We start from the raw sequence: 18,571 nt of genomic DNA on the forward strand, positions 1-18,571 counted from the left end.
CGCGGCGAAGTAAGCCGCCCTTCTCGACCCGTTGACGCGGCCGTAGCACGTATGTAACATTTGGCCAGCGCAATGCAAAAATATTGCAAAGTCCTGTTAAATTCTCTCTGTTCTCCGCAACTTACGGCAGTGATGTGCTGCGCCCGGCACGTCCCTCCCACCCCTCCGGAGAGGCCCCAGGTGATGTCGTTCTCGGCATTGCGCGGCCGGTCGCCGCCATGGCGGCCCCGGTTGCGACACTCTGCGACACTCGTTGCCCCCGCGCCGACGCTGACCCGTGGCCGACGGCAGGGCCGTCACGGCCCGCGCCCGGCAGAGCGTCCCGCGCCGCCGCTGCAGCCGGTCAGGGGTCCCGTGGTTCCGGACGTCTCCCGCCCGGGGCCCGCCGACAGACCCGACCAGGTCCGATCAGATCCGACGTTCACCCATCGCTCGTCCCGCCGGTCGTCCCCACAGGAGGAACACCGGCGCACACGGCGACCAGCACCCCCCAGCGACGAACGAGGCACGGCCCGCGGATCGGCCCGCACAGACCACCCGGCCGGCCCGCCCGCCGGATTCCGGGGACCCGGAAGAAGCGGGCCGGGGATCCGCGCCTCGTGGGCGAGGCACTCCCGGGTGCCGAGCGCGTCGCGTGACGGAGGCCACGGCCTCTCTCCCGACCCTGTCGTTCCAGACGAGAGATAGAGGAACGCAATGAGAAAGCAGTACCTGGCGTTACGGCTGATGGCGGCGATGGCCGCGACCAGCCTGCTCGCTCTGGCCGGGGCGGTCGTCGCACCGGCCTCGGCGGCCGCCGGCCCCAACCTGGCGGCGGGCAAGTCAGCCTCGTCCAGCAGTGTCAACGCCCCCTACGGTGCGGGCAACGTCACCGACGGCAACGCCACCACCTACTGGGAGAGCAGCAACAACGCCTTCCCGCAGTGGGTGCAGGTGGACCTCGGAGCCGCGGCCAGCGTCAACCAGGTCGTCCTGAAGCTGCCGCCCGCGACAGCCTGGGAGACCAGGACGCAGACGCTGTCGGTGCTGGCGGGCACGAGCGCCACGCCCACCACGACCGTCGTGGGCTCCGCCGGCTACACCTTCAACCCGGCGACCGGCAACACGGTGACGATCAACTTCGCCGCGACCAGTGCCCGCTACCTGCGGCTGAACCTCACCGCCAACACGGGCTGGCCCGCCGGTCAGATCTCCGAGTTCGAGGTGTACGGCCCCACCGGCGGCGGTGACACGACGCCGCCGAGCACACCGTCGAACCTGGCCTACACCGAGCCGGGCTCGGGCCAGATCAGGCTGACCTGGAACGCCTCGACCGACACCGTCGGCGTGACCGGTTACGACGTCTACGCCAACAACGCCCTGCGCGGCAGCGTGGCGGGCAACGTCCTGACCTACACCGACACCCAGCCGGCCACCGCGACGGTGTCCTACTACGTCAAGGCCAAGGACGCCGCGGGCAACCAGTCCGGCAACAGCAACACCGTCACCCGCCAGGGCAGCACCCCGCCCGGGTCGAACCTGGCCGTCGGCAAGGCGATCACCGCCTCCTCCTCGGTCTTCACCTTCGTGGCGGGCAACGCCAACGACAACAACACGGCGACCTACTGGGAGGGCAACGGCGGCAGCTACCCCAACACGCTGACCGTCGGCCTCGGGGCGAACGCCACCCTCAGCTCGGTCGTGCTGAAGCTGAACCCCGACAGCGTCTGGGGAACGCGCACGCAGAACATCCAGGTCCTCGGGCGGGCGCAGAGCTCGAGCACCTTCACCAGCCTGGCCGCGGCGGCGAACCACACCTTCGACCCCGCCTCCGGCAACACGGTGACGATCCCGGTCAGCGGCGCCTACGCCGACGTCCAGCTCAGGATCACCTCGAACACCGGTGCCCCCGCCGGTCAGATCGCCGAGTTCCAGATCATCGGCACCCCGGCGCCGAACCCGGACCTGACGGTCACCGCTCTGACCGCGTCCCCCGCGTCCCCCGTCGAGACCGACTCCGTCACGCTCTCGGCCACGGTGCGCAACGCCGGCTCGGCGGCCTCCGGTGCGACGAACGTCAACTTCTACCTGGGCACCACCAAGGTCGGCACCGCCTCGGTCGGCGCGCTGGCCGCCGGAGCGTCCGCCACGGTGACCGCCAACGCCGGACCCCGTGACGCGGGCAGCTACCCGCTGAGCGCCAAGGTCGACGAGGACAACGGCGTCATCGAGCAGAACGAGTCCAACAACACCTTCGCGGCCTCCGCCCCGCTCGTGGTCAGGCCGGTCGACACCTCCGACCTGGTCGCCACCACCAGCTGGACCCCCGGCAACCCGTCCAACGGCGCCGTCGTCACCTTCTCCGTGGCGATCAGGAACCAGGGCACCGTGGCCTCCGCGAGCGGCGCCCACGGCATCACGCTGAACGTCCTCAACGAGGCGGGCACCGTCGTCCGCACCCTGACCGGCTCCCACAGCGGCGTGATCGCGCCGGGTGCCACCACCGGCCCGGTGAACCTGGGCACCTGGACGGCGGTCAACGGCAAGTTCACCGTCAGGACGGTCCTCGCCGACGACGCCAACGAGCTCCCGGTCAAGCGGGCCAACAACACCAGCACCCAGCCGTTCTTCGTCGGCCGCGGCGCCAACATGCCGTACGACATGTACGAGGCCGAGGACGCCGTCGTCGGCGGCGGGGCGGCCGTGGTCGGCCCCAACCGCGAGATCGGCCACGTGGCGGGTGAGGCGTCCGGCCGCAGGGCCGTGACGCTGAACAGCACGGGCAGCTACGTCGAGTTCACCACCAAGGCCAGCACCAACACCCTGGTCACCCGCTTCTCCATCCCTGACGCCCCGGGCGGCGGCGGCATCAACTCGACGCTGAACGTCTACGTCAACGGCACCTTCCTCAAGCCCATCAACCTGACGTCCAGGTACGCCTGGCTGTACGGCCCCGAGGCCGGTCCCAACAACTCGCCCGGCTCCGGCGGCCCGCGTCACATCTACGACGAGGCCAACGTCATGCTCGGGACCACCGTCCCGGCCGGCAGCAAGATCAGGCTTCAGAAGGACCCCGCCAACAGCACGACGTACGCGATCGACTTCATCAACACCGAGCAGGTCTCGCCGATCGCGAACCCCGACCCCGCCAGGTACACGACCCCCGCCGGCTTCACCCACCAGGACGTGCAGAACGCCCTTGACCGGGTGCGGATGGACAACACCGGCAACCTGGTCGGCGTCTACCTGCCGGCGGGCACCTACCAGACGTCCAGCAAGTTCCAGGTCTACGGCAAGGCCGTCAAGGTGGTCGGCGCCGGCCCCTGGTACACCCAGTTCCGGGCGCCCGACAGCCAGGACAACACCGACGTCGGCTTCCGCGCCGAGGCCAGCGCGAACGGCTCGTCCTTCGCGAACTTCGCCTACTTCGGCAACTACACCTCGCGCATCGACGGTCCGGGCAAGGTGTTCGACTTCGCCAACGTCGCCGACGTGGTGATCGACAACATCTGGAACGAGCACATGGTCTGCCTCTACTGGGGCGCCAACACCGACCGGGTGACGATCAAGAACTCCCGCATCCGCAACATGTTCGCCGACGGCATCAACATGACCAACGGCAGCACGGACAACCTCGTCAGCAACAACGAGGCCCGCGCCACCGGTGACGACAGCTTCGCGCTGTTCTCGGCCATCGACGCCGGCGGCGCCGACATGAAGGGCAACGTCTACGAGAACCTGACGTCCATCCTGACCTGGCGGGCCGCGGGCGTCGCGGTCTACGGCGGGTACGACAACGTCTTCAGGAACATCTACATCGCCGACACGCTGGTCTACTCCGGCATCACGATCAGCTCGCTGGACTTCGGCTACCCGATGAACGGCTTCGGCGCCAGCCCGCCCACCAGGTTCGAGAACATCTCGATCGTCCGGGCCGGCGGTCACTTCTGGGGACAGCAGGTCTTCCCGGCGATCTGGGTCTTCTCCGCCTCCAAGGTCTTCCAGGGCATCCGCGTGAACAACGTGGACATCGTGGACCCGACCTACGGCGGCATCATGTTCCAGACCAACTACTCCGGAGGCCAGCCGCAGAACCCGGTCACCGACACGATCTTCACGAACGTCTCGATCACCGGTGCGAGGAAGAGCGGCGACGCCTTCGACGCCAAGTCCGGCTGGGCCATCTGGGCCAACGAGATGCCCGAGCCCGGTCAGGGCCCGGCGGTCGGCTCGGCCACGTTCAACAACCTCCAGATGAGCAACAACTTCCAGAACATCAAGAACACGACGTCGACCTTCACGATCAACGTCAACCCGTGATCATGTGATCTCGTAGGAGGACCGCGGGAGAACCGCGGTGCCGGTGCCGCCGGGAGGTCCGACCCTCCCGGCGGCACTTCTCCCGTTCGGTCCCCCGTCAGGCGTGGGTGCCCGGGCTCCGCACGGTCCCGCACGGCCCCGCCGGACACCGGTGTCCGGGTCCCGCACGGCGCCGGGCAGCCCCGGGCAGCCTCGGGCGACGTCCGTGCTTCCTGCCTGTTTGCCGCCGACCAGCGAGAAGATCCTCGTACAATGTCCCGATGGCTTCCCCCGAGAACGGCCCCGAGGTGAGCGACGCGTCGCGGGTCCTGCAGCGCGTCTTCGGCTACGACTCGTTCCGGGCGGGCCAGCAGGAGATCATCGAGCACGTCGTGTCCGGCGGCGACGCCCTCGTGCTCATGCCGACCGGCGGCGGCAAGTCGCTGTGCTACCAGATCCCGGCCCTCGTGCGGAAGGGCACCGGAGTGGTGATCTCGCCGCTCATCGCGCTCATGCAGGACCAGGTCGACGCCCTGACCGCGCTCGGCGTGCGGGCCGGGTTCCTCAACTCCACCCAGGACTTCGAGGAGCGCCGAGCCGTCGAGTCGGCCTTCCTGTCCGGCGAACTGGACCTGCTCTACCTGGCGCCGGAGCGCCTGCGGGTCGACGCCACGCTGCGCCTGCTCGACAGCGGGGTGATCTCGCTGTTCGCCATCGACGAGGCGCACTGCGTGGCCCAGTGGGGGCACGACTTCCGGCCCGACTACCTCGCCCTGTCCGCGCTGCACGAGCGCTGGCCGGACGTGCCGCGCATCGCGCTGACCGCGACGGCCACCGAGGCCACCCACGCCGAGATCGCCTCCCGCCTGAACCTGGAGGGGGCCCGCCACTTCGTGGCGAGCTTCGACCGCCCCAACATCCAGTACCGCATCGCCCCCAAGAACGAGCCCAAGCGGCAGCTGCTGGAGCTGCTGCGCACCGAGCACGCCGGGGACGCGGGCATCGTCTACTGCCTGTCCCGCAACTCGGTCGAGAAGATCGCCGAGTTCCTGGTGCAGAACGGCATCGAGGCGCTGCCCTACCACGCGGGGCTCGACGCCCGCGTCCGCGCGGCCAACCAGGCGCGCTTCCTGCGCGAGGACGGCCTCGTCATGGTCGCCACCATCGCGTTCGGCATGGGGATCGACAAGCCCGACGTGCGCTTCGTCGCCCACCTCGACCTGCCCAAGTCCGTCGAGGGCTACTACCAGGAGACCGGCAGGGCCGGGCGTGACGGCCTGCCCTCCACCGCGTGGCTCGCCTACGGCCTCCAGGACGTCGTGCAGCAGCGCAAGATGATCGACACCTCCGAGGGCGACGACGCCCACCGCCGCCGCCTCGCCGCCCACCTGGACGCCATGCTCGCCCTGTGCGAGGCGGTCGAGTGCCGCCGTGCGCGGCTGCTCGCCTACTTCGGCCAGCAGGGCACCGCCTGCGGCAACTGCGACACCTGCCTGTCGCCGCCGGAGTCGTGGGACGGCACGGTCGCCGCGCAGAAGGTCCTGTCGACCGTGTTCCGGCTCATGCGCGAGCGCCGCCAGAAGTTCGGCGCCGGCCAGATCATCGACATCCTCCTCGGCAAGAAGACGGCCAAGGTCATCCAGCACGACCACGACGGCCTGACGGTGTTCGGCATCGGCACGGAGCTGAGCGAGGCCGAGTGGCGCGGCGTGGTGCGCCAGCTGCTGGCCCAGGGGCTGCTCGCCGTCGAGGGCGACTACGGCACGCTCGTGCTGACCGAGGCGAGCGCGGAGGTTCTGGGCCGCAAACGCCAGGTCCCGCTGCGGCGCGAGCCGGAGAAGGCGTCCAGGGCGGCCAGAGGCTCCACGTCGTCGGCGTCCTCCACCTCGCGCCGGGCCGAGCCCGTCGAGATGCCGGAGGAGGCGATGCCGGTGTTCGAGCTGCTGCGCGCCTGGCGTGGAGCCACGGCGAAGGAGCAGGGCGTGCCCGCGTACGTGATCTTCCACGACGCGACCCTGCGCGAGATCGCGACCAGGGCTCCCTCGTCGCTGACCGAGCTGGGCGCGATCAGCGGGATCGGGGAGAACAAGCTGGCCAAGTACGGTCAGCAGGTCCTCGACACCCTCGCGGGATCCGGCCGGGAACCCGGTGGCGGAGAGGAAGCCCTTCTGGAGTTCCCCTGAGGTAGAATCAGGCGAATTCGGGCCTGATGGCTCGCGCAGTGAGACGCATATAGGAGCCTGGAGGCTGTCGTCCGCCTCCGGGCTTCTCGCGTTGGCGGATCCCCCCGTGACTGCGGACTCCCGAAAGAGGACGATCGTTGGCTGACAGAAGGAACGATCCGGTGGTGGTCGTCGGGCTCGGCCGTTTCGGCAGCTCCCTGGCTGTCGAGCTGTTCCGCAGGGGTACCGAGGTGCTGGCCATCGACAGCCGCCCCAAGGTGGTGCAGAGCCTGGCGGGAAAGCTCACCCACGTCGTCGTCGCCGACTCCACCGACATCGAGGCGCTGCGGCAGATGGGGGTGCCCGACTTCTACCGGGCGGTGGTCGCCATCGGCACCGACCTGGAGTCCAGCATCCTCACCACGTCCCTGCTCGTCGAGCTGGAGATCGAGGACGTCTGGGCCAAGGCGGTCAGCCGCGAGCACGGCCGCATCCTGGAGCGGGTCGGCGCCCACCACGTGATCCTCCCCGAGCACGACATGGGGGAGCGGCTCGCCCACCTGCTCAACGGGCGGATGCTCGACTACATGGAGGTGGACGGCGACTACGCGGTGGTCAAGACCCGCCCGCCCCGCGAGTACGTCGGCGTGCCCCTGGGTGAGTCCAACCTGCGGCGCAAGTACGGCGTGACCGTGGTGTGCGTGAAGGGCCAGTACGACGAGTTCACCTACGCCGACGCCGGAACCGTGCTGGGGTACGGGGACGTGATCGTCATCGCGGGCAAGATCGAGCAGGTGGAGCGGTTCACCGAGCTGCCCTGAGCCTTTCCGGCCCCGCCCGGCCCCGCCCGGCCCCGCCGTGCTCTCGGGCCTTCCCGTCGTGTTCCCCCGTGATACCGGCGGCCGTCGCCCCGTCGGCGAGGCCGCCCGTCGCCAGGGTCAACCCGCCGCGCGAGCCCGAGCGGAGGCGGTGGCTTCCGCGGCCTCCTGGAAATCGACGATGGCCCCGCCGTGGTCCCTCGCCCAGTTCGTCAGGACCTCGATGGGCTCGACGAGGGTCCGGCCGAGGTCGGTGAGGCTGTACTCGACCCGCCGTGGCGCTTCGGCATGGCGTTCGACCAGGCCGTACCGCTGGAGCCGGCGCAGCGTCTGGGTGAGGACCTTGCGCGAGACGCCGCCGATGAGGTCGACGAGCTCACCGTGCCTGCGAGGCTCATGGCTGAGCCCGAAGAGCACGAGCACGGCCCATTTGTCGGAGATGATGTCGACCGCCAGGCGCGTGGGGCAGTCGGCGAGGAAGGCTGGTCCAGCCGCGTTCTGCATGAGAATCGAAGGTACCAGGAGGTAACCCACGACTCCGTAACGTCTTCCGCGAGCAACGAAACCAGCACCGGACGCGGAGGAGTCACCATGTCACGAGTCGTCGTCTTCGACGAGTTCGGCGGGCCGGATGTCATGCACGTCGTCGAGGAACCGGTCGTCGAGCCCGCGGCCGGCGAGGTACGGGTCAGGATCGAAGCGTTCGCCGTCAACCCGCTCGACCAGATGATGCGTTCCGGCGCCTTGCCCGCAACCGTCCCCCTGCCGCACGCTCGCCTCGGCGTCGAAGGAACCGGCGTCGTCGACGCGCTGGGCCCCGAGACCACCGGGCTGGAGATCGGAGATCCGGTCATCCTCACGGCCATTCCGGACGCGAGCGTCAGGGGCAGCTACGCCGAACACACCACGGTCCCCGCGAGCCGGGTCGTCGCCCGGCCGGCCGGGCTCGGAGTCACGGAGGCGGCGGCGATCTGGGTCGCGTACTCCACCGCCTACGGCGCGCTCGTCGAGAAGGCGAGGATGCGGCCCGGCGACCACGTTCTCATCACCGCCGCGTCCGGCGGCGTCGGCCGGGCGGCGATGCAGATCGCCAACCAGATCGGCGCCGTGCCCATCGCCGTCACCCGGCACACCGCGAAGAAGGACGACCTGCTCGCCGCCGGCGCGGCCGCGGTCATCGCCACCGACCAGATGGACGTCGTCGAAGCCGTCCGCCACCACACCGGCGGGACCGGCGCCGACATCGTCCTCGACGTTGTCATGGGCCCCGGCCAGCAGGATCTCCTGAAGGCGGCCCGCCCCGGCGGAACACTGGTCGCCGCGGGCTTCCTGGACCCTCGGCCCACCCCCTTCCCGGGAGGCACGCCGCTCACGATCTTCGGCTACCGAAGCTTCGAGCACACCCTCGACGCCGTCGTGGTGAAGCGCATGGCGGCCTTCCTGAACGCCGGTGTACGCCTCGGTGCGCTGCGGCCCGCCATCGACAGGGTGTTCGCCCTCGACGACGTCGTCGAGGCACACCGCCACCTCGAGAAAGGGCTCCACGCCGGGAAGAAGATCGTCGTCACGGTCCAGGACTCCGGCGACAGATCGTGATCTTTTGGTGTGTCGGTCGACCCGGCGACGAACCCGCCGGGCAAGAGCTCACACCGGCCGCGTCCGGCGCCGACCGATCACCGAAATCAGCTGATCACAACTTGTCGCCGGAGTAATAGACTGGGCGGACATTACTAGAATGGAGTTCGGTAGCGATGCGATTCGGACTGTTCCTCAGCGGCTCCCAGAAACCGGACGCGTTCGGCGACCTGCGGGAGCGGATCGCCCGCGGGGCCGATGACGGCTTCTCCTCCGTCTGGATGTCCCACACGTTCGACCTCGACACCCTGACCGCGCTCGCCGTGGCCGGAAGCCAGGTGCCCGGGATCGAGCTCGGCACCGCCGTCGTCCCGACCTACCCGCGCCACCCGGCGGCCCTCGCCCAGCAGGCGCTCACCGTCAACGCCGCCCTCGACGGGCGGCTCGCCCTCGGCATCGGGCTCTCGCACCAGATCGTGATCGAGGGCATGTACGGCATGAGCTTCGAGCGGCCCGCCCGCCACATGCGCGAGTACCTGTCGATCCTGATGCCGCTCGTACGCGGGGAGAACGCGGCCTTCGAGGGGGAGACCCTCACGGGACGGCTGGGGCTGAACACGCCGGGGCCGAGGGACATGCCCGTGCTCATCGCCGCCCTCGCCCCGAGGATGCTCAAACTGGCCGGGGAGGTGGCCGACGGCACCGTGCTGTGGATGACCGGTGCCAGGACGGTGGCCGAGCACGTGGCGCCCGCCGTCACCGAGGCCGCCCGGGCCGCCGGGCGGCCCGGGCCGAGGATCGTGTGCGCGCTGCCCGTCTGCGTCACCGACGACGCCGAGGCGGCCAGGGCGCTGGCCGCCGAGCGGTTCGAGATCTACGGTCAGCTGCCGTCGTACCGGGCGATGCTCGACAGGGAGGGTGCCGAGGGCCCGGCGGACGTGGCGATCATCGGCGACGAGGACGAGGTGTCGGCGCGGATCGAGACGCTCGCCAAGGCCGGGGTCACCGACTTCGTCGCCGCCGAGTTCTCCCGGGGCACCCGGACGAGGGAGTTCCTCAAGAGCCTTCTCTGAGGGTCCTGCCGCCTCTGAGGGCTCTGCCGCCGCGTCCGCGGATCCTCGCCGCGCGATGGCCCGCTCCTCCGAGGGAGGGCCCGCCCCGCTCAGACGCCGAAGGCGCTCAGGGCCGCCCAGGCCGTCCCCGCGCCGGTGACGGCCCCGGCGGCGACCTGGGCGGGCGTGTGGTGGGTGAGCCTGACCCGCGCCCAGCACACCATCGCCACGACCAGCGCGCCCGCGACCAGCGTGGGCACGGCGGGCAGCACGTGGGCCAGCACCACCACGGTGCCCGCCGACACGGCCGCGTGGAAGGAGATCTTCCACCGGAGGGTGATCGGGACCGTCACCGCGAGCGCGGCCAGCATCGCGGTCACGGTGGCCACCAGAAGCCGGGGAGCGCCCAGCAGGATCAGCAGCGTCAGCGCGACGACCACCGAGGCGACCGCCACCAGCAGCGGAACCGTACGGCTCGCCCGGTCGACCAGGTGATGGGAGTCGAGGCGCCCGGAACGGACCCCGTTCAGGATCACCAGGGCCGGGATCCCGCCGCACAGGGCCGAGGCCACCAGGCCCCAGACCGCGCCGGGCCAGCCGTCGGCCATCAGCCCGACGAGCGGGGGCAGCCCGATGACCAGCACCTGCGGCGCGAACAGCCCGGTCACCCACCGGGCCGCCGCCCCCGCGGTGCTCTCGCCGTCGCCCGCCGTCTCCTGACCGGTCATCTCAATCCTTCCAGCGCGGAGACCCCGCTCCCGGGCTTGCCGGTGAGGGGGCCGGCCCGCCCGCGTCGACATGAGGCCTGTGGGACCTCTGGGGCCCGTGAGGCCACCCTGTCAGCTGAGGGGTCCGAGAACGAACATCCACGGGCCCCTACCGCCTCAGGGGCGCGCGGGCGGTCGCGACGGTGTCCCCGGGTGTCCCCGGTGCCCCGGACAGTGACCGGCAGCGCCCCGGACAAGCGCTCCGGAGAGCGACCCGGCGCACCCGCGAGGACGGCGGACCGCGCTCACGGATGCGCTCCCGGGTGGGCCGGGATGGTCAGTCGTTGGCGTGCAGGGTGCTGTTGAGCTCCACGCCCGTCCCCCGGCGGGGCACGGCCTCGACCGCGCCCGAGGTGGAGTTGCGGCGGAACAGCAGGCCGGAGGCGCCGGAGAGCTCGGCCGCCTTGACCACCCGCCCCTCGGGCAGGGCCACCTTGGTCCCGGCGGTGACGTACAGGCCCGCCTCCACGACGCAGTCGTCGCCCAGGGAGATGCCGACGCCGCTGTTGGCGCCCAGCAGGCAGCGCCGTCCGATGGAGATGACCTGCTTGCCGCCGCCGGACAGGGTGCCCATGATCGAGGCGCCGCCGCCGACGTCCGAGCCGTCGCCCACGACGACGCCCGCCGAGATACGGCCCTCGACCATGGAGGTGCCGAGCGTCCCGGCGTTGAAGTTGACGAAGCCCTCGTGCATCACGGTCGTGCCGCTCGCCAGGTGCGCGCCGAGGCGGACCCGGTCGGCCTCGGCGATCCGGACCCCGGTGGGCACCACGTAGTCGACCATCCGGGGGAACTTGTCCACGCCGTAGACGGTCACCTGCCCTCGGGTGCGCAGGCGGAGTCGCACCTCCTCGAAGCCCTCGACGGCGCACGGGCCGTGGTTGGTCCACACCACGTTGCTGAGCAGGCCGAACAGCCCGTCCAGGTTCTGGCCGTGCGGCTGGACGAGGCGCGCCGACAGCAGGTGCAGGCGCAGGTAGGCGTCGTGGGCGTCGGCCGGCGCCTCCGACAGCTTGGTGATGCCGGTGCGTACCGCGACCACCTCCACGCCGCGGTCCTCGTCGGGACCGAGCAGCGCGGCGACCCCGGAACCGAGCTCCTCGACCGCCTCCTGTTCGGTCAGCCGCCTGGTGCCCGGTGAGGAGGGCTCGCCCAGCTGTGGGGACGGGAACCACGTGTCGAGCACGGTTCCGCCGGTGGTGATGGTCGCGATGCCGGCCGCGTGCGCGCCGGAGATCTGGGCTGCTGCGTTCACGCCGACCAAGCCTAGCCAAAGCAGCCGCAATGGCAGCACGCCGAGGGAGCGTCGGGCGTGTGCCCGCGGTGCCCGCTGGCTAGCGTGGCCGCCATGTTGCAGGGGATCGACGTGTCGAACTGGCAGGGCGCCGTGAACTGGGGCGCGTACGCGAGGGGCGGGGTCTCCTTCGCCTTCGCCAAGGCGAGCGAGGGGAGCACCTTCACCGACAAGTGGTTCGGCACCAACTGGAACGGCATGCGCGAGAGCTGGATCGTCTGCGGCGCCTACCACTTCGCCCGCCCCGCCGGAGACCCCGAGGCGCAGGCGGTGCACTTCCTGCGGATCGTGCAGCGGGCCGGTGGGCTGCGCCGGGGGGACCTGCTCGCGCTCGACCTGGAGACCGACGACCACCTCCCGGCGCCCCGGGTGGCGCGCTTCGCCCGCAGCTGGTGCCAGGCGATCGTCGCGCTGTCGGGGGTCAGGCCGGTGATCTACACGTTCCTGTCGTTCGCGCGCAACGGCAACTGCGCCGGGCTGGAGCCCTACCCGCTGTGGATCGCCGCGCCCGACCACCCCCGGGGCCGGCCGGAGGTGCCGAGGCCGTGGAACAAGTGGACGATCCACCAGCACTCGAACAAACCCGTCGATCGCAACGTCTTCCGCGGCACCCGGGCCGAGCTGACCTCCCTGGGCTACCGCCGGAGCCGCAAGGCCTGAGAAATCGCGTTGCCGACACCGGTAGCATCGGTTTCAGACCATCCATCGACGTCTCCCAGGGAGCAACCGTGTCCGCCGTGCCAGAACTTCGTATCACCCTCGCCGGAGCCGTGCGTGTGGTGGCGGGAGGCACGACGTACGGGGAGGCGCTGGAGGCGGACGGCCGCTCGGTGGTCGCCGCCCGCGCCAACGGCGAGCTGAAGGACCTCGCGGCCCCGGTGGCCGAGGGCGACGTGATCGAGCCGGTCCCCGCGGGCAGCCCCGACGGGCGCGCCATCGTCCGCCACTCCACCGCGCACGTCATGGCCCAGGCCGTCCAGGAGATCTTCCCCGAGGCCAGGCTGGGCATCGGCCCGCCGGTCGAGAACGGTTTCTACTACGACTTCGACGTCAAGGAGCCGTTCACCCCCGACGACCTCAAGCGCGTCGAGAAGCGCATGCGCGAGATCGTCAAGCAGGGGCAGCTCTTCTCCCGCAGGCCCGTCTCCGACGAGCAGGCCGCCGAGGAGCTCGCCTCGGAGCCGTACAAGCTGGAGCTGATCGGCCTCAAGGGCGGCGCGGCCGACGAGGAGAGCGTCGAGGTGGGCGGTGCCGAGCTGACCATCTACGACAACCTCGACGCCAAGACCGGCGAGCTGCGCTGGAAGGACCTGTGCCGCGGCCCTCACGTGCCGACCACCCGGTCCATCCCGGCGTTCAAGCTGATGCGCTCGGGCGGCGCCTACTGGCGGGGCAGCGAGAAGAACCCGCAGCTCCAGCGGATCTACGGCACCGCGTGGGAGTCGCGCGAGAAGCAGGACGAGTATCTCCACCTGCTGGAGGAGGCCGAGAAGCGCGACCACCGCAAGCTGGGCGCCGAGCTCGACCTGTTCTCCTTCCCCGACGAGCTGGGCTCGGGCCTGCCGGTCTTCCATCCCAAGGGCGGCGTGATCCGCCGCGTGATGGAGGACTACTCGCGCAAGCGGCACGAGGAGGCGGGATACTCCTTCGTCAACACCCCGCACATCACCAAGGAGGGGCTCTACAAGCTCTCCGGTCACCTCGACTGGTACGCCGACGGCATGTTCCCCCCCATGGAGCTGGAGGGGGCCAAGTACTACCTCAAGCCGATGAACTGCCCGATGCACAACCTGATCTTCAGGTCGCGCGGGCGCTCCTACCGTGAGCTGCCGCTGCGGTTGTTCGAATTCGGGACGGTCTACCGCTACGAGAAGTCCGGCGTGGTGCACGGCCTGACCCGGGTGCGCGGCCTCACCCAGGACGACGCGCACATCTACTGCACCCGTGAGCAGATGCGCGACGAGCTGAAGTCACTGCTGCGCTTCGTGCTCGACCTGCTGCGCGACTACGGCCTCGAGGACTTCTACCTGGAGCTGTCGACCAAGGACCCGGTCAAGTTCGTCGGCAGCGACGAGGACTGGGAGGAGGCGACCGAGACCCTGCGCGAGGTCGCCGAGTCGGAGAAGCTGGAGCTGGTGCTCGACCCGGGCGGCGCGGCGTTCTACGGGCCGAAGATCTCCGTCCAGGCCCGCGACGCGATCGGCAGGACCTGGCAGATGTCGACGATCCAGCTCGACTTCAACCTGCCGCAACTCTTCGATCTGGAGTACCAGGCGACCGGCGGCTCCCGGCAGCAGCCCGTCATGATCCACCGGGCGCTGTTCGGCTCGATCGAGCGCTTCTTCGGCGTCCTGGTCGAGCACTACGCGGGCGCGTTCCCCCCCTGGCTCGCGCCGGTCCAGGTGGTCGGCATCCCGATCGCCGAGGCCCACGCGCCCTATCTCCAGGACCTGGCCAAGAAGGCTCGCGAGCGGGGCATCAGGATCGAGGTCGACGCCTCCGACGACCGCATGCAGAAGAAGATCCGCAACGCGCAGCGGTCCAAGGTGCCCTTCATGCTCCTGGCGGGCGACGACGACATCGCCAACGGCGCGGTCTCCTTCCGCTTCCGCAACGGCGAGCAGAAGAACGGGGTGCCGGTCGACGAGGCGATCGCCGAGATCGCCGACGCGATCGAGCGCCGGGTCCAGGTCTAAAGAACCTCCCCGTGGGCGGCTGAGGCCGCCCACGGGTGTACGGGGGGCTTCACGGCCCCCCGTACGTCGTTTCCGGGCCCTTCCGCCGGGGCTCTCGGCGTCCTACGCGTCGTTTCCCGGCGCGGCGGGAGCCTCGGGGCCGGTCTCGCCCGGCATGCGGACGTCCTCCACGTCGACGTTGACCTCCACGACCCGCATGCCCAGCATCCGGCTGATGGTCCGGGCCACGTTGGTCTTGACCTCGTTGGCCACGTCCATCACCACGTGCCCGTACTCCGCCACGATCGTCACGTCCACGGCCGCCGTACGGTCCTGCACGTGGGCGTTGACGCCCCGGGGGCCGCGCCTGGCGATGCCCGCGCGCTCGCGCATCGGCTCCACCGCGTGGGCGGCGTCGCCTCCCAGCTCGGCGACGCCCGTGACCTCCAGCGTGGCGAGGGCCGCGACCTTCTCCACCACCTCGTCGGCCACCTTGATCCGGCCCTTCACCACGGCGGAGGAGATCGGGGACGACGGAGACACCGCCGGCACCGCCCGGGCGAGGGTGGGGCGGGGCGTGTCGTCCGGCGCCTCGGACACGGGTGAGGGCTCGGGGAGCGCCTCGACCACGGCCAGGAAGGGCTCCCCCGTGGAGGAGACCGGCTCGCCGGGGGACGGGACCGACGGAAGCGACGCCGGCGGCTCCGGCGGCTCCGTGGCGGCGGACAGGGACAGGGACAGGGAGAACGGGCGGGTGGGCCTGCCGCCCGTCTCGGCGGAAGACACAGAAGACACAGAAGACGTGGAAGACGCTGGGGACCCGGGGGACGCGGTCTCCTCGGTCGGCTCCTCGACGGAGACGTCGGTCATGGGGTACTCCTCGGCAGTCGATGATCGTGCTTGGGGGATTCTGCCGGAAATTCACCGCATTCGTCCGTCAATACCGTGTGACATACGCCGCCCGATTCGTACCGGCACCGGATCCGGGCGGTCCGGGCCCCGGGCGGTGGCACGCGAGGGCGCGAGCAGGGATCCCGAGTGGGCGGTACGGGCGGGGCGGCGGGGCGGCGCCGGGGGAGGCGCAAGACCGCGGGGATCGGCGTGGCAATATGCTGGCGACCATGAGCAACGAGCCGGAGGCGCAGCACGGAGCGGGGACACCGGACGCGTTCCAGAGACTCTGGACTCCTCACCGGATGGCCTACATCAAGGGAGCCAGCAAACCCACCGGCTCCGGCCCCGAGGACGGCTGCCCGTTCTGCGAGATCCCCCGCATGAGCGACGAGGACGGTCTGATCGTCGCCCGGGGTGAGACGGTCTTCGCGCTGCTCAACCTCTACCCGTACAACTCCGGCCACCTGATGGTCTGCCCCTACCGGCACGTGCCCGACTACACGGACCTCGACGAGGCGGAGACCTTCGAGTTCGCCGACTTCACCCGGCGGGCGCTGGTCGCCCTGCGCAAGGCCAGCGGCGCGCAGGGCTTCAACGTGGGCATGAACCTGGGCGGTGTGGCGGGCGCCGGGATCGCCGCCCACCTGCACCAGCACGTGGTGCCCCGGTGGGGCGGCGACACCAACTTCATGCCCGTCGTCGGCCAGACCCGGGTGCTTCCTCAGTTGTTGCGCGACACCAGGGAGTTGCTCGCGGGGTCCTGGCCCGCGTCGTAGCGCGGGGCGCCGTCGTCCAGGGCCTTGATGCCCGCCGACAGCGTCAGCGGCACGGCGAGCGCCAGCGCCATGGACAGCACCGCGGCGCCCGAGTCGTTGACCAGCATGCCGACCACCCCGCTGACCAGGGTGCCGATCAGCCCGGCCCGCAGGGCGGGGGAGTGCGCGAACGCGGCGGGCAGCACCCCCGCGGTCGCCTGCTCGGGGCGTAGCAGCGCGTAGACGAGGAACGCCACCGCGGCGATCACGACCGGCATCAGGTTGGGGCTGAGCAGCGTGCCCACCATCGCGCCGAACTTGCGGCCGATCACCTCAAGGGCCTCGCCGGTGAACACCTGGCCGACGAAGCGGCCCAGGTGCGTCTGCGAGCCCGGCGGGCGCAGGTAGTCGAGGTAGGCGATGGACATCACGATGACGCCGCCCGCCACGCAGAACGCGCCCAGCTTGACGATCGAGACCCGCCTGCCCGCGATCAGCAGCGCGGTCACCGCGATGCCCGGCACGAACGCGATCACCCCGCCGAAGTCGCTGCCCACGCCCGGCCAGCCGCCCAGGATCATCGCGAAGCCGCCCAGCACCGCCACGACGGCGGCGGCCACGATGCTCGCGCGGCTCCCGCGCGCGGGCCGATCCGCCACGACGGCGGCGGCCGCGATGCTCGCGCGGCTCCCGCCCGCCGGGCGATCCGCCGCGACGTCGCCCGCCGAACCCGCACGGTCGCCCGGCGCCGTCCGGTCCGCCACGGCGCCGCCCGCCTGGTCGCCGGGCGCCGTCCGATCCGCCGGGGTGGCGGCCGGTGCGCCCGCGCGGTCCCCGCGCGTCAGCCGGTGCGCGATCGTGGCGGCCAGCAGCAGCACCGAGGTGGCGAAGAGCGCGAACGGGATGTTGCCCAGGCCGTAGTAGCGGGCCCCGACCACGGCGCTGTATCCCATCACGCTGTTGAGCTGCAGGGTCGTCCCGGTCAGCAGGTCGCCCGCCAGCACCGTCGCGGTCACCCCGGCCACCACCGCCAGCGGCCCGAGCGGCGCCCGGCGCCAGGGCCCCGCCAGCGCCGCCGCGGCCAGCAGCAGCGCGCATCCGGCGATCCCGCCGACCAGCGCGAGCACCGGCGATCCCGCGTGGCGCCAGGGGGTGAGGTTCACCAGGTACGTCGACACGGGCACCGAGGCCAGCACCACCGCGGCCACCCGGATGCCGGTCAGCCCCCGCCTGCGGCGCAGCAGCAGGAACGCGGTCAGGTAGAAGGCGACCTGCAGCACCGCGACCGCGGTGAAGAAGATCCCGCCCACGTTCCTGATCGTTTCCCCGGCCACGTCGGCCCTGTCCAGCTCGACGCGCGCCGCCTCGGTGCCGCCGGTACGCCTCTCGCTCGCCTGCCAGGGCACCCCGATCACGCCCGGAGGCGTCGCGATCCCCGTCAGGGAGAGCATCGTCGCGGTGATGTCCGGCAGGATCGTGGTGTCGTCGCGGTGGGTGGAGGCCGCTCCCAGGAAGCGGCCGGAGACGTCTCCGTCGCGCATCATGGCCACCCGCAGGTGCGGGTTGCCGCCGTGGTCGGACAGGCCCGCCAGCAGCACGCTGACATCCTTGGGCAGCACGGTCAGCACCGCCCCCGCCTTGGCGTCGGCCAGGCGCAGCGCCGCGGCCCGTTCCTGCGCGGTGAGCCGGTCCTCGTCCCGCGACAGCCGCTCGCCGGTCACGTACGGCCGGATCAGGTCGTCGACGTCGACGGCCATCACCCGGCACCTGGTGAGCACGTCGGAGCGGATCTGCGCGGGGGAGGGGGCGTACACGTCGACCCTGCCCGAGCGGTCGGCCAGCGCCAGCGCGGCCCCGGGGCCGATCGCCAGCGTGCAGTCACCGGCGGCGTGGACGGCCTCGCCGAGGGCGCCCGCGTTGCGCTGGCCGGCGACGTCGTGCAGGTATCCGTAGTCGGGGATGATCGCGCCCGCCTGGTCGGACTCGGGCAGCGGGGGCAGCCCGCAGCCGTAGCCGACCGCGGACCTCACCCCGGCCGACACCGTCAGCCATCCGTCGTAGGGGCAGGTCACCCTGCCCACCGCGCGGACCGACAGGGATCCGACCGCGCTCAGCCCGGCCAGCTGCCACAGGTTCGGGGTGCCGGTGGGGCTGAGATCACTCCACCGCAGGCCGGGAACGCCGATCAGCATCACCCGCCCGTCCGCCTGCGTGGCGGAGTGCGCGGCCCCCGGCCACAGCAGGCCCAGCACCATCGCAAACGCGACAAGCGTCCGCTTCACGAACGACCTCCCCTTCAGC

At 71.1% G+C, this 18,571-nt stretch carries 13 protein-coding genes; 8 read left to right on the forward strand and 5 right to left on the reverse strand.

Annotated features, from left to right (window positions below; genetic code table 11):
- Positions 1-696: 696 nt before the first annotated feature.
- The 3 genes from ACTOQ3_RS28090 to ACTOQ3_RS28100 all read left to right on the forward strand — a co-directional run bounded on the left by ACTOQ3_RS28090 (position 697) and on the right by ACTOQ3_RS28100 (position 7,261).
- Positions 697-4,299 (forward strand): discoidin domain-containing protein, encoded by a 3,603-nt coding sequence (locus tag ACTOQ3_RS28090; RefSeq protein WP_440086400.1) that lies wholly within the window; start codon positions 697-699, stop codon positions 4,297-4,299.
- Positions 4,300-4,559: 260 nt separating this feature from the next.
- Positions 4,560-6,461, forward strand: coding sequence for a DNA helicase RecQ (gene recQ, locus ACTOQ3_RS28095; RefSeq protein ID WP_440086401.1), 1,902 nt, complete (start codon positions 4,560-4,562; stop codon positions 6,459-6,461).
- Between the two features lie 137 nt (positions 6,462-6,598).
- Complete coding sequence (locus tag ACTOQ3_RS28100) at positions 6,599-7,261, forward strand: potassium channel family protein (protein ID WP_440069884.1); 663 nt, start codon at positions 6,599-6,601, stop codon at positions 7,259-7,261.
- A gap of 117 nt (positions 7,262-7,378) precedes the next feature.
- Here ACTOQ3_RS28100 and ACTOQ3_RS28105 read toward each other — a convergent pair whose 3' ends face one another.
- Positions 7,379-7,762: a winged helix-turn-helix transcriptional regulator gene (locus ACTOQ3_RS28105; protein ID WP_440086402.1), complete on the reverse strand. Its 384-nt coding sequence runs from the start codon at positions 7,760-7,762 to the stop codon at positions 7,379-7,381.
- Between the two features lie 87 nt (positions 7,763-7,849).
- On the opposite strand from ACTOQ3_RS28105, the gene ACTOQ3_RS28110 reads away from it, so the two are divergent.
- Entirely contained in the window at positions 7,850-8,854 is a 1,005-nt protein-coding gene (locus ACTOQ3_RS28110) for a zinc-dependent alcohol dehydrogenase family protein (protein ID WP_440086404.1), read from the forward strand.
- A gap of 155 nt (positions 8,855-9,009) precedes the next feature.
- The gene (locus tag ACTOQ3_RS28115) at positions 9,010-9,906 is read left to right on the forward strand and encodes an LLM class F420-dependent oxidoreductase (protein ID WP_440086405.1); all 897 of its coding nucleotides are present in this window, start codon (positions 9,010-9,012) and stop codon (positions 9,904-9,906) included.
- Between the two features lie 89 nt (positions 9,907-9,995).
- On the opposite strand, the gene ACTOQ3_RS28120 is transcribed toward ACTOQ3_RS28115, so the two are convergent.
- Both ACTOQ3_RS28120 and dapD read right to left on the reverse strand, forming a co-directional pair.
- Complete coding sequence (locus tag ACTOQ3_RS28120) at positions 9,996-10,613, reverse strand: hypothetical protein (protein ID WP_440086407.1); 618 nt, start codon at positions 10,611-10,613, stop codon at positions 9,996-9,998.
- Positions 10,614-10,929: 316 nt separating this feature from the next.
- Complete coding sequence (gene dapD / locus ACTOQ3_RS28125) at positions 10,930-11,907, reverse strand: 2,3,4,5-tetrahydropyridine-2,6-dicarboxylate N-succinyltransferase (protein WP_440086408.1); 978 nt, start codon at positions 11,905-11,907, stop codon at positions 10,930-10,932.
- Between the two features lie 93 nt (positions 11,908-12,000).
- Between dapD and ACTOQ3_RS28130 the strand changes: the two genes are divergently transcribed.
- Both ACTOQ3_RS28130 and thrS read left to right on the forward strand, forming a co-directional pair.
- Positions 12,001-12,606, forward strand: a complete 606-nt coding sequence (locus tag ACTOQ3_RS28130) for a glycoside hydrolase family 25 protein (protein WP_440086409.1) — start codon at positions 12,001-12,003, stop codon at positions 12,604-12,606.
- Positions 12,607-12,674: 68 nt separating this feature from the next.
- A complete protein-coding gene (thrS, locus tag ACTOQ3_RS28135; RefSeq protein ID WP_440086410.1) occupies positions 12,675-14,642 on the forward strand; it encodes a threonine--tRNA ligase in 1,968 nt (655 codons plus the stop codon).
- A 102-nt stretch (positions 14,643-14,744) separates the two neighbouring features.
- Here the strand turns inward: thrS and ACTOQ3_RS28140 are convergent, their stop codons facing one another.
- Positions 14,745-15,407, reverse strand: a complete 663-nt coding sequence (locus ACTOQ3_RS28140) for an Asp23/Gls24 family envelope stress response protein (protein WP_440086411.1) — start codon at positions 15,405-15,407, stop codon at positions 14,745-14,747.
- A 335-nt stretch (positions 15,408-15,742) separates the two neighbouring features.
- Here ACTOQ3_RS28140 and ACTOQ3_RS28145 point away from each other — a divergent pair, with 335 nt between their 5' ends.
- Positions 15,743-16,291, forward strand: coding sequence for an HIT family protein (locus tag ACTOQ3_RS28145; RefSeq protein ID WP_440086412.1), 549 nt, complete (start codon positions 15,743-15,745; stop codon positions 16,289-16,291).
- Here the strand turns inward: ACTOQ3_RS28145 and ACTOQ3_RS28150 are convergent.
- Positions 16,237-18,552 carry a hypothetical protein gene (locus tag ACTOQ3_RS28150; protein WP_440086413.1) on the reverse strand — a complete coding sequence of 772 codons (2,316 nt, stop codon included), beginning with the start codon at positions 18,550-18,552 and terminating at the stop codon, positions 16,237-16,239. The two genes, ACTOQ3_RS28145 and ACTOQ3_RS28150, sit on opposite strands and share 55 nt — an antisense overlap.
- Between the last annotated feature and the right edge of the window lie 19 nt (positions 18,553-18,571).

The sequence above is a fragment of the Streptosporangium sp. LJ11 genome (genome assembly GCF_051918945.1).
Lineage (GTDB): Bacteria > Actinomycetota > Actinomycetes > Streptosporangiales > Streptosporangiaceae > Streptosporangium.

Coding starts and splice junctions, on each gene's coding strand:
- ACTOQ3_RS28090 (WP_440086400.1), top strand. CDS start 697: ATGAGAAAGCAGTACCTGGCGTTACGGCTGATGGCGGCGATGGCCGCG.
- recQ (WP_440086401.1), top strand. CDS start 4,560: ATGGCTTCCCCCGAGAACGGCCCCGAGGTGAGCGACGCGTCGCGGGTC.
- ACTOQ3_RS28105 (WP_440086402.1), bottom strand. CDS start 7,762: ATGCAGAACGCGGCTGGACCAGCCTTCCTCGCCGACTGCCCCACGCGC.
- ACTOQ3_RS28110 (WP_440086404.1), top strand. CDS start 7,850: ATGTCACGAGTCGTCGTCTTCGACGAGTTCGGCGGGCCGGATGTCATG.
- ACTOQ3_RS28115 (WP_440086405.1), top strand. CDS start 9,010: ATGCGATTCGGACTGTTCCTCAGCGGCTCCCAGAAACCGGACGCGTTC.
- ACTOQ3_RS28120 (WP_440086407.1), bottom strand. CDS start 10,613: ATGACCGGTCAGGAGACGGCGGGCGACGGCGAGAGCACCGCGGGGGCG.
- ACTOQ3_RS28130 (WP_440086409.1), top strand. CDS start 12,001: ATGTTGCAGGGGATCGACGTGTCGAACTGGCAGGGCGCCGTGAACTGG.
- ACTOQ3_RS28145 (WP_440086412.1), top strand. CDS start 15,743: ATGAGCAACGAGCCGGAGGCGCAGCACGGAGCGGGGACACCGGACGCG.